Below are 11,937 nucleotides of genomic sequence, written 5' to 3'. Positions count from 1 at the left end.
GCGATTTATAAAAACTGGCATCCTCCTTGCTATTTAAGATGTGAGCAGCTGCTCAAGTGGCTGCTTCAACGAAATAGAAAAACTGGAGGATACAGAAAATGAGGCTTCACTTTTCAAAGGTACTATCTGGCGTAACGCTGGCCGCGGGTATTGCTTTGTCACCCTATACGGTACTTGCCGCAGACGACACACTTACCATTGTTACATCCTTTCCCTCGGATCTGACAAAGGTCTTCAAAGCAGCATTTGAAAAAGATAATCCAGGCATCAAACTGGAAATTCTAAAGAAAAAAACCACAGCTGGTATTAAGTATATCCAAGAAACAAAAGCCAAAAACAAAACGGATTTGTTCTGGGCCTCAGCGCCAGATGCCTTTGAGATCCTGAAAGACGACGGGCTCTTACAAAAATACAGCAGCTCTGTTACCGGTATTCCCGACAAGGTCGGTGCTTTCCCTATCAACGATCCCGAAGGTTATTACAAAGGTTTTGCTGCGGCCGGCTACGGTATCATGTGGAACACGCGTTATACTAAAGCGAAAAAGCTCCCTGCACCTCAGGAATGGGATGACCTGCGCAAGCCGATCTACCATGGTCACGTCGGTATGTCTGCACCCTCCCGTTCAGGGACAACCCACCTGACAGTTGAAACCTTGCTTCAGGGCGAAGGTTGGAACAAGGGTTGGGGCCTTATGAAAGAAATGGCCGGTAATTTTAAAACTGTTACTGAGCGTAGTTTTGGTGTTCCTGATGGCGTAAACAGTGGTAATTTCGGCGTCGGCATCGTGATTGATTTCTTTGGTCTGTCTTCCAAGGGATCCGGTTTCCCGGTTGATTTCCGTTATCCTTCAATGACGACACTGGTTCCTGCAAACATTGGTATCGTTAAAGATGCACCAAACGAAAAAGCTGCCGGCGAATTTATCGACTTCCTATTGAGCTCAACAGGTCAGGAACTTTTACTCGATCCAAAGATCCGTCGTCTGCCGGTTAACCCAAAAACCTATGCGAATGCCCCTGAAAACTTTCCAAATCCTTTCAAGGACAGTTCCATTGGTTCTGCGGTGAAGTTTGATCTCGCTAAATCCAAAAATCGTTACAACCTGGTGAACTCCTTGTTTGACGTGATGATTACCTATCGTTTGGACGACCTACGTGAAGCAACTAAAGCAATCCAACTCGCGGAAATTGCTTTGGCAAAAACACCAAATACTGAAGCCCAAAAACTTTTGAATGAAGCACGTGGACTTGTTGCGGCTCTACCGATTGACGAAGCAAAATCTATGGATGAAGACTTTGCGGCAATTTTTAAAAAGAAACGTAAAAAAGCCACTGATAAAGTAACTGGTCGTCAGGCCGAGGTGGAGCAGGAATGGGATGCCATGGCTGTTGCCAACTATGCAAAAGCTAAAGAGCTGGCAGAAGAAGCTCTTTCTAAAATCTAACCAGTAAACAAGACGTCACCCTGTCTGGCACGGATGTTTATCCGTTTTTCTTGTGAACATCCGTGCCCCTTTTTGTTTGCGAACTTTCCTTTTTCAGGAGAATTCTATGTCTACGGTAACTTGGGCCCGTGCTACTGCTATGCGTGGCCAATGGGGTCCCGGAATAGTCGCTGCGTTTATCGGCCTCTTTCTCCTTGTCTTTCTTGGTATCCCAGTTGCGAAGGTAATTTTTGTTGCCTTTCAGGACCCAAGCACGGGGGCCTTTACCCTCGTCAATTTTATGGATTTCTTTAATACATCGCTATTTCAGGAATCATTCTTTAACTCATTTTACGTCGCGTCGATATCGGTAGTAGTGGCAACCTTTATTGCCTTACCTCTGGCCTATTTCACGACCCGTTTCAACTTTGGCGGCACAGCGCTTATCCAAACCCTGGGTATTGTTCCTCTGATCATGCCCCCCTTTGTTGGCGCCGTTGCGATGCAACTCCTGTTTGGTGGGAACGGGAGTGTAAACCTGCTCCTGGACGAGAACTTTGGCTTTACCATTCCTTTTATGGAGGGGTTGAACGGGGTTATTTTTGTCCAATCCATACACTACTTCCCCTTTATCCTGATCAATCTGTCGGCCAGCCTGTCTAATATTGATCGCTCTATGGAAGAGGCGGCGTTGTCACTTGGCTCCTCAGGGATGCGGCTGTTCCGTCGTATTGTCTTCCCCCTTGGTATGCCGGGTTATATTGCCGGGGCATCCCTGGTTTTCCTTAAGGTTTTTGATGACCTTGGCACACCACTGCTCTTGAACGTTAACAACATGCTGGCACCACAAGCCTATCTGCGGATTTCTTCCGTCGGCATCTCCGATCCTATGGGCTATGTGATTTCTGTCATTCTCGTTGTCTTCTCGCTCTTTTCTTTGTGGGTGTCGTTTCTGGCAATGAAAGGCAAGGACTATGCGACCACGCAAAAGGGTGGCGGTGGATTGATGAAGCGAGACCTTAGCCCGCTTGAAAAAGCCGCCTGTTATGGCGTAATCCTTTTTATTCTCGGGATTGTTCTCGCCCCTCATATTGGCCTCTTGTTACTGTCGTTTGGCACTATCTGGTCCTTTAGTGTGCTGCCGGATGCTTACACTTTTGATCACTATCTCGAGGTGTTTAATTCGGCGGGCCAGTACATTAGCAATACCTTGCTCTATGCAGGGATCGCCGGATTGGTCGATGTCATCTTTGGAACGGCCATCGCCTATGTAGTTTGGCGGACCGGGATTGCGGGGCGTAAAGCGCTTGATTTCCTTGCCATGTCTGCCCTTGCAGTACCTGGTGTGGTCTTGGGTATTGGCTATCTGCGTACTTTCTATGAGGTGGATGTGCCAATGACGGATACATCTCTGGCAAACTTCTGGCTGATCATCGTCATCGCTCTTTCTGTTCGTCGTTTGCCCTATGCTCTTCGTGCCTGTGTCGCGGCACTCCAGCAAGTTGCCGTTTCTCTCGAAGAAGCTGCTGAAAATCTTGGGGCGACCAAGTGGAGCACTGTTCGCAGGATTGTTGTCCCGCTTATGGGCGGCGGAATTCTTGCGGGATTTGTTACCAGCTTCGCCACCGCGGCGGTTGAGTTATCGGCAACCATCATGCTGGTCTCAAGCGAATCAGATGCGCCTCTTGCCTATGGAATCTACGTCTTCATGCAGTCAGCTGCGGGACGGGGACCAGGAGCTGCACTTGGCATACTTGCGGTCTTAATCGTTGCTCTGGGCACCTATGCCTCTCACCGAATTATTGAGCGGACCAAGCGCGAACACGCGCTTTCTCCTGATCAATAATCGGCTCACGTTTATAATAAGAAGGACAAAAAGAAATGTCTTTAAGTCAAACAAAATCGGTTGGAATTAACATTGAAAACGTTGGCCTGAGTTTTGGTGATGTCGATGTTCTCAAAGGGATAAATTTGAACATTAAGCCCGGTGAATTTTTTGCTTTCCTAGGGCCATCTGGGTCAGGAAAATCAACTCTTTTGCGTGCCATTGCCGGCTTTGGCCCGACCCCAACGGGGCGGATATTGATTGGCGGGGATGATGTTACCAAGCTCCCGCCCTGGAAGCGTAATGTGGGCATGGTTTTTCAGAGTTACGCCCTCTGGCCACACATGAGTGTTCGCAAAAACGTCGCCTTTGGATTGGAAGAACGAAAGGTTCCCAAAACAGAAATTGATGGGCGCGTTGATGAGGCACTTGACCTTGTCGATCTAAAGCACTTGGCTGATCGCAGGCCTTCACAGCTGTCCGGTGGGCAGCAGCAACGTATTGCTTTGGCACGGACGATTGTTGTTGAACCACGGATATTGCTTTTGGATGAGCCGCTCTCAAACCTCGATGCCAATCTGCGGGTGCAAATGCGCCGGGATATACTGGCTTTGCAGCGGAAGCTGGGGCTTACAACGATTTTTGTGACACATGATCAAGAAGAGGCCAACACCACATCTGATCGCATCGCTGTCTTAAACGAAGGCATTATTCAACAGGTCGGATCTCCTCAAGAGCTGTATGACAAACCTGACAACCGTTTCGTTGCATCTTTTCTCGGCACGGCAAACATCCTTGACGGCGCGTTTAAGCTGGAAGGTGGCAAACCGCTTTTTGTCAGTGACAACAACTTCCAGATCCCATTAACCTCGGATGTTCAAGGTGAGGCGAGTATCGTGTTCAGACCACAGGGCGTTTCTCTCTATGAAGCTGGTACAGCGCCTCGCAACGGTGAAATTTTAATCAAGGGGGAGGTTCTTGATCGGGAATTCCTCGGGGGCATAGTGCGATATAGTGTTAATGTCGCCGGTCATGATCTACTTGTCGATGAGGTTCATAAGCGGGGAAGGGGGCACTTTGAAGAGGGCGCGCAAGTAGAACTCACAATTCCGACGGATGATCCTGTCGTGGTTCGGGTATAGTGGGATGAACAACCCAATATCCCAAAACTCGCAGATCCTGGAGGATTGGGGCATGCTCCATCCTCTGCCTCATCCCATGCCCCAATCCCGTGGGCGTGCGACAAAAATTATTGCAACCCTTGGCCCTTCCAGTCAGGATCGCCGAAACATCTATGCGTTATTAGAAGCCGGCGTGGATGTCTTTCGTCTAAATTTTAGCCACGGAAGCCACGATGCCCACCGAAAAACCATCTATCTGATCAGAGAAATTGAAGCCGCCATTGGCCGCCCCATTACCTTACTTGCGGACCTTCAGGGTCCAAAGCTTCGTATCGGTCAAGTGGACAAGGGAACGATGATCAAACAGGGCGAGCTCTTTGACTTGGTTTTGGATGAAATTATTGGGAATGGGAAACAAGCTACTTTACCCCATGCGGAAATATACCGCACCGTAAAACCCGGCAGCCGCCTGTTGCTCGATGATGGCCGCTTGTCTCTACGGGTAACGGAAACTTCAGATCGAAAAATCTCTACCACCATTGAGGTCGGTGTCGTTTTAAGTAGTTGTAAGGGGGTTAATGTTCCTGATGTTACCCTGCCTATTGGTTCAATGACGGCAAAAGACCGTTTGGATCTAACATTCGCTCTGTCTCAAGGCATCAAAATTTTTGCTTTGAGTTTTGTGCAGGTCGTCGAGGATGTGCACGAGTTGCGTACACTGGCTAAAGAGCCGATTTCAATTGTATCCAAACTGGAAAAACCTTCTGCCTTGGATCACTTGGCAGGTATTGTCGAGGCCTCTGATGCCGTTATGGTTGCTCGGGGCGATCTAGGTGTTGAGCTAAGCCCCGATCAGGTTCCGATAGCACAGAGAAAAATCGTTGCGACCTGTCGCCAACTCGGGAAACCGGTCATCGTTGCTACTCAGATGCTTGAATCTATGATTTCTGCGCCGACCCCAACTCGTGCAGAAGCATCTGATGTGGCAAATGCAGTTTATGCGCGGGTTGATGCTGTAATGTTAAGTGCGGAAACCGCAGCCGGGAGTTATCCGATCGAAGCCGTTAGCGTTATGGGTGATATCATTGAACGAGTTGAAAGTGATGTTTTTGAACATGGCATTCCAACGGTGAACTCCAACCTTGAACCTAAGGGAAAACAGGTTCCCTTTGCGATGAGCAAGGCAGTAAAAGAGCTTTGTAAATCTTTGGACTGTGAAACGATTGCTACTTTCACGACAAGTGGATCTACGGCAGTCAGTATGGCGCGTGAACGGCCCGAAGCCCATATCCTTGGGTTGACGGCGAACACGGATACGGCAAGGTTTTTAAGTCTGGTCTGGGGCGTCCAAAGTATCGCAACCCCAGATGCATCTAATTTCTCGGATATGGTGACGATTGTTCGAGAAACACTATTAGAGGACAAACCCGATAAGAAAGGAGAGTTGGTAATTGTAACAGCAGGTGTGCCTTTTGGAACACCGGGTGGAACCAATTTAATTCATGTGGAAAACCTCTAGTTAAAACAAATGTTTAATTAAAATATATTTTGGGTTGGAAAAAACCTTGAACTGATGCAGCTGTATGCCCCGACCTAGGCAGCTTTGATTATGATCCCACTAGAGGCTATCAAAACCTCAGTGGTTGCTGCCCCGGAACCAATAAAAAAGTCCCTACTGTTAACGCGGTGGGGGCTTTTTGTGTTGTTTGGGGGCATGTGGATGGCTGAGAACTGGTCAGAAGTTACTCGTAATGAGTGGATTAATTTAGTACTAAACCAAGCATAATATTTGTACTTACGTTTAGCCGATTCTTTGATGGCACGTTTTCAAGAAAGATATAGTCAAATGGAAATCACTGTAAACTTTTTAGACAACCTTCGGCTTGAGGCGCAGTTTGATGATTTTACGGTAACGACCGATCAGCCTATTCGCTATAAGGGCGATGGAACCGCACCAAGTCCTTTTGATTATTTTTTAGCCTCTTCCGCTCTTTGCGCTGCATACTTTGTAAAGCTTTATTGTCTGTCGCGCGATATCCCAACAGATGATATCAGAGTTTCGCAAAATAATATTATTGATCCCGAAAACAGATATAACCAAACCTTTCAAATTCAAGTTGAATTGCCATCCAACATTTCGGAACGTGATCGGGCAGGGATTATAAGGTCGGCTGATCGCTGCACAGTGAAAAAAGTCATCCAGCAAACGCCTGAGTTTAAAATTGACCCCGTGGAAAATTTGGATGATGCGTCGTTGTTGCAAACGCTTGAGAGCGATGGCAACACGATTATTGTGGGTAAAGATCTTCCTTTAGAACGAACGATTGCTAACATGACGTCGATCCTGTCCGATGTTGGTATTAAAATTGAAGTCTCGTCTTGGCGTAATATTGTGCCGAATGTTTGGTCACTTCATATCCGCGAAGCAGCGTCCCCGATGTGTTTTACCAACGGGAAAGGGGCGACGAAGGAAAGTGCACTTTGTTCGGCCTTGGGTGAATACATTGAGCGTATGAGCTGTAATTTCTTCTATAATGATTATTATTTCGGTGAAGAGGTCGCAAATAGCAAATTTGTACATTACCCCAATGAAAAATGGTTTAAAGCAGGGCCAGATGATACTCTGCCAGAGGGGCTGATGGATGAAAGATGCCTGCAACTCTATAATCCAGATTCCGAATTAAGAGCGTCCCATTTAATTGATACAAACTCAGGGCTTGTGGAGCGTGGAATCTGTGCCTTACCCTTTACCCGCAACTCAGATCAGAAGACGGTCTATTTTCCGTCCAATTTGATAGAAAATCTATTTGTTAGCAATGGTATGAGTGCGGGAAATAATCTGTATGAAGCAAAGGTTCAGTGTCTATCTGAAATTTTTGAACGGGCAGTAAAACGTCAAATTATCGAGGAAGAGATTATCCTTCCCGATGTGCCAAAAGAAATTCTTGCTAAATACCCACATATCCTAGTCGGTATAGAGGAGTTAGAAGATAAAGGCTTCCCCGTTTTAGTTAAGGATGCGTCTTTGGGCGGTAAGTTTCCCGTTATGTGTGTGACCTTAATGAACCCGAAAACGGGTGGTGTTTTTGCCTCCTTCGGTGCACACCCAAGTTTCGAGGTGGCGTTGGAACGTTCTCTCACGGAACTATTACAAGGACGTAGTTTTGAGGGGCTAAATGACGTGCCACCTCCGACTTTCGATAGCAATGCGTTGACCGAACCGAATAATTTTGTTGAGCATTTTATTGATTCAACTGGTGTCATATCGTGGAAGTTCTTTAGCTCGAAGCATGATTATGAGTTTAGCGAATGGGATTTCAGCGGCACGACAGAGGAAGAAAATGAACGCCTGATGAATATCCTCGCTGACCTTGGGAAAGAGGTTTATGTCGCGACCTATAATGACTTTGGTGGAGCTGCTTGTCGGATATTGGTGCCCGATTATTCAGAAATTTATCCGGCAGACGATTTGATTTGGGATAATACCAATCAGGCACTGACGTTCAGAGAAGATATTTTAAATATTCATGCATTAACGGATGAAAAGCTTGAAGATTTGCTTGAACGACTAGAAGGTCCCGAATTGGATCCTTATACTGTAATATCAAGTTTGATCGGAATAGTGTTTGATGAAAATACGGTTTGGGGCAAGTTGGATATTCGTGAACTGAAGATATTGATTCATTTAGCTTTGGAACAATATGAAGACGCGCAAGAGAACATCAGCGACTTCTTAAACTTCAATGATAATACTGTGGAGCGTGTTCTATTTTATCGGGCTATGAACGCGGTGCTTGATATTACAATTGATGATGACTTGAATGTCGATGATTATGTACCAAACCTCATCAGAATGTTCGGTTCTGAAGTCATGAAAAATGTTGTTGGGGCTGTTACAGGGGATGTTAAATTTCCCGGCTTAACAAAGACGAGCATGAAACTCGAAGGATTAGATAAACATCTGAGATTGATTGAAAGCTATAAAAAGCTGCATAAGGCGAGGGAATTACAACTAAATCGTCGAGACTGTTCTTAAGAATAATCCAATTCTCGTTATTTACGCAGCCAACAATCAACAAGAAACCATCGACGAAAGTCGGTGGTTTTTTGTTTGAAGGCATAAATATTCGATTTTCAAGCCTAATTATTGCGTAATTGCGTTAATACAAAGCTCTACCTCCCAGCCCAACAAATTCTCATCGAAGTCAAAGATGCTGTATTCGCTATACTGGACGGACTGTAGAAATTCGTGATTAAGCTACTCCGAATCATTAATTTCTAATTTTATGAGTTTAAATGTCTAAAGTATTTTTATGATCCAAATACCTTATGATTAGTTTGAATATACGAATTTGCCCTACAGGAATAATTGTTTAACAATGTGAATAAATATTATCTATAAAGCCACCCCAGGGAGAGAATAATTATGTCGTACAAAAGTGATATAGAGATAGCCAGAGAAGCACAAAAGCGACCTATTCAGGAGATTGGGGAGAAGCTGGGTATCGGAAGCGATCATCTTTTGCCTTATGGGCATGACAAGGCAAAGGTAAGCCAGGAGTTTATCAATTCAGTACAAGATCGTGAGAACGGTAAACTCATTTTGGTAACGGCGATAAATCCGACACCTGCAGGTGAAGGTAAGACGACAACGACGGTCGGTCTTGGTGATGGGCTGAACCGCATTGGCAAGAAGGCGGCGATCTGTATTCGAGAAGCTTCTCTAGGGCCTTGCTTTGGCATGAAAGGTGGTGCCGCGGGGGGAGGCTATGCCCAAGTTGTTCCCATGGAAGACATGAATTTGCATTTTACCGGGGATTTCCACGCCATCACCAGTGCACATAATCTGTTAAGTGCCATGATCGACAATCATATTTATTGGGGTAATGATCTCAAGATCGATGAGCGCCGGGTAACCTGGCGCAGGGTATTGGATATGAACGACCGTGTCTTGCGCGATGTCGTAACCAGCCTTGGCGGCGTGGCCAATGGTTTTCCACGGCAAACTGGGTTTGACATTACCGTAGCGTCGGAAGTAATGGCGATCTTGTGTCTTGCGACCAGTCTTGAGGATTTACAAGAGCGATTGGGGAATATTATCGTGGCCTACCGCCGCGATCGCTCTCCAATCTATTGCCGTGATGTCAAAGCCGATGGCGCCATGACCGTGTTGCTTAAAGATGCGATGCAACCCAATTTGGTGCAGACCCTGGAAAACAATCCCGCCTTTGTGCATGGCGGTCCCTTTGCCAATATCGCACATGGTTGTAACTCTGTTATTGCAACGACGACGGCGCTCAAGGTAGCTGATTATGTCGTCACCGAGGCGGGCTTTGGCGCTGATCTCGGGGCCGAGAAGTTTATGAATATCAAGTGTCGCAAGGCGGGGCTTGCTCCCGATTGTGTCGTGTTGGTCGCAACAGTTCGGGCGATGAAAATGAACGGTGGTGTGGCCAAGGCGGATCTGGGTGCGGAAAATGTGGCCGCGGTAAATAATGGTTGCGCAAATCTTGGTCAGCATATCGGAAACTTGAAATCCTTTGGCGTTCCTGTTGTCGTTGCGATTAATCACTTTGTGACAGATACCGAAGCAGAAGTGCAGGCGGTCAAAGATTACGTTGCCAGCCAGGGCTCTGAGGCGGTCTTGTGTCGTCATTGGGAACTGGGTTCAGAAGGCGTTGAAGAGTTGGCGTCCCGTGTCGCGGAAATTGCCGACAGTGGGATATCGCAATTTTCACCGCTGTACCCCGATGATCTCCCTCTCTTTGACAAGATTAGCACCATTGCCAAGCGGATCTATCGGGCTGATGAGGCAATTGCCGATCAAAAAATACGTGATCAATTGCATCAGTGGGAAGAGGCTGGGTTTGGCAATCTTCCGATCTGCATGGCCAAGACACAGTATAGCTTTTCAACGGATCCCAATTTAAGAGGGGCTCCCAAAGGGCATTCTGTGCCGATCCGTGAAGTCCGGTTGTCAGCCGGAGCAGGCTTTATTGTTGCGATCTGTGGTGAGATCATGACGATGCCAGGGTTGCCGAGAACGCCAAGTGCTGAAGCGATCATGCTCAATGATTTGGGCTATATCGAAGGCCTTTTCTGATTGTTAAGTGGATAGCTAAAGGGGAGAAAGCTGGTTGAGTTTGATCTCTTCCTTTAACAAGCAGGGTATAAGAATGATGTCATATTTGACTGGTTATAGGGTGATGTTGTGAGCGTCGTACCCCTCAAGGATCATCGGCTGATTGATGGCCGGGCAGTTAAAGCTCGGATCTTGTCAGAAGTACGGGCTTATGTGGATCATGTTTGTGTCGATGGCAATATTGGACGGCTAGTCTCAATCAGCATCGGCGATACACCAGAGGTCGCCGTTTACGCACGTAACCAAGCGAGGGGCGCCGCACAGGCAGGTATTCGTTTTGATCAGCAATTGTGGGGCAGTGATGTCAAGCAGGAAGAATGCAAAACACTGATTACCCAAATGAACGATGATCCAGATGTTCTGGGCATCATTCTACAGCGTCCGGTACCGGGTCACATCAATGTTCGATCCCTTCAATCCGCGATACACCCGCTTAAGGATGTGGAGGGCATGAGTCCGGCTTCGATCGGGAATATTGTCTATTCTGATGTTGCCTTGGCACCCTGTACCGCAGCGGCTTCTGTTGAGCTGATTAAGGGAACCGGGCTTGATTTAAAAGGGCTTGAAGTTGTCATGATCGGACATTCCGAAGTCGTTGGTAAACCAGCTGCATTCCTACTTATGGCTGAGGGGGCTACCGTTACAGTGTGTCACCATATGACGCGATCGGTTGCTATGCATTCTCGACGTGCGGATGTGGTGGTGGTTGCCGTGGGGAAACCACATTTCCTAAAATCAGATATGATCAAACCCGGTGCTGTTGTCATCGATATTGGGATTAACCAACTGACCGATGCCAAAGGCCAACACTCGATTGTTGGTGACGTTGATACTGAGAATGTTCTGGAAGTCGCGGGATGGATTACCCCGGTTCCTGGTGGTGTTGGCCCTGTAACCGTTTCTATCCTGATGCGCAACGCAACCGTTGCCCATCAGCGGCAAAAAGAGGCGGGTTGGATCAAGTGAAAAACGTGCTCAATAATCAACTCGAAGCGGAGAAACGTACATGCCAAAGCGCATGATAGATCATATTGGCGGGGAGGAGCCCCTTCATAAACTGGTTGAGGTTTTCTATGACTTGATTGAGACCTTGCCGGAAGGAGAAAAGTTACGAAAGCTTCATTTGCGTGGACATGGATTGGATCATGCTCGAGTTGAGCAATTTAATTTTCTATCCGGCTTTCTCGGTGGGCGTCGCTATTACGAAGAAAAACATGGTCATATGGATGTGAAACTGATGCATGCCCATGTGCCAATATCGCAACAGGATGCGGAAAATTGGCTTACTTGTATGGATCAGGCTCTGATACAGTTGAAGCTCAGCGGGCCTGAAGTTGAAAAGTTACGTGGTATTTTCCGGCGTATTAGCATGTTGCTTGTAAATGATCTTACGGAATGGGGCCTGCCTAGAAATGCCTGATGAAG

Annotated in this window: 8 protein-coding genes; all 8 read left to right on the top strand. The window is 46.9% G+C overall.

Going from position 1 to position 11,937, the window contains the following annotated elements; all coding sequences use genetic code 11:
• Positions 1-98: 98 nt before the first annotated feature.
• The 8 genes from ACOGW3_RS19195 to ACOGW3_RS19160 all read left to right on the top strand — a co-directional run bounded on the left by ACOGW3_RS19195 (position 99) and on the right by ACOGW3_RS19160 (position 11,932).
• Complete coding sequence (locus ACOGW3_RS19195; protein ID WP_419904437.1) at positions 99-1,445, top strand: ABC transporter substrate-binding protein; 1,347 nt, start codon at positions 99-101, stop codon at positions 1,443-1,445.
• Positions 1,446-1,551: 106 nt separating this feature from the next.
• Positions 1,552-3,270 (top strand): ABC transporter permease, encoded by a 1,719-nt coding sequence (locus tag ACOGW3_RS19190; RefSeq protein WP_419904436.1) that lies wholly within the window; start codon positions 1,552-1,554, stop codon positions 3,268-3,270.
• Between the two features lie 35 nt (positions 3,271-3,305).
• The gene (locus ACOGW3_RS19185; RefSeq protein ID WP_419904435.1) at positions 3,306-4,391 is read left to right on the top strand and encodes an ABC transporter ATP-binding protein; all 1,086 of its coding nucleotides are present in this window, start codon (positions 3,306-3,308) and stop codon (positions 4,389-4,391) included.
• A 52-nt stretch (positions 4,392-4,443) separates the two neighbouring features.
• Positions 4,444-5,889 carry a pyruvate kinase gene (gene pyk, locus ACOGW3_RS19180; RefSeq protein WP_419904434.1) on the top strand — a complete coding sequence of 482 codons (1,446 nt, stop codon included), beginning with the start codon at positions 4,444-4,446 and terminating at the stop codon, positions 5,887-5,889.
• Positions 5,890-6,216: 327 nt separating this feature from the next.
• On the top strand, positions 6,217-8,406 hold the full coding sequence (locus tag ACOGW3_RS19175) for an OsmC domain/YcaO domain-containing protein (protein ID WP_419904433.1): 2,190 nt from the start codon (positions 6,217-6,219) through the stop codon (positions 8,404-8,406).
• A gap of 390 nt (positions 8,407-8,796) precedes the next feature.
• Complete coding sequence (locus tag ACOGW3_RS19170; RefSeq protein WP_419904432.1) at positions 8,797-10,473, top strand: formate--tetrahydrofolate ligase; 1,677 nt, start codon at positions 8,797-8,799, stop codon at positions 10,471-10,473.
• Positions 10,474-10,581: 108 nt separating this feature from the next.
• Complete coding sequence (locus ACOGW3_RS19165) at positions 10,582-11,478, top strand: bifunctional 5,10-methylenetetrahydrofolate dehydrogenase/5,10-methenyltetrahydrofolate cyclohydrolase (RefSeq protein WP_419904431.1); 897 nt, start codon at positions 10,582-10,584, stop codon at positions 11,476-11,478.
• 40 nt (positions 11,479-11,518) lie between these two features.
• Positions 11,519-11,932: a group II truncated hemoglobin gene (locus ACOGW3_RS19160; RefSeq protein ID WP_419904430.1), complete on the top strand. Its 414-nt coding sequence runs from the start codon at positions 11,519-11,521 to the stop codon at positions 11,930-11,932.
• Positions 11,933-11,937 lie beyond the last annotated feature (5 nt).

This window comes from Kiloniella sp. (genome assembly GCF_965205715.1).
Lineage (GTDB): Bacteria > Pseudomonadota > Alphaproteobacteria > Kiloniellales > Kiloniellaceae > Kiloniella.
This window is presented reverse-complemented; position numbering and strand designations above follow the sequence as displayed.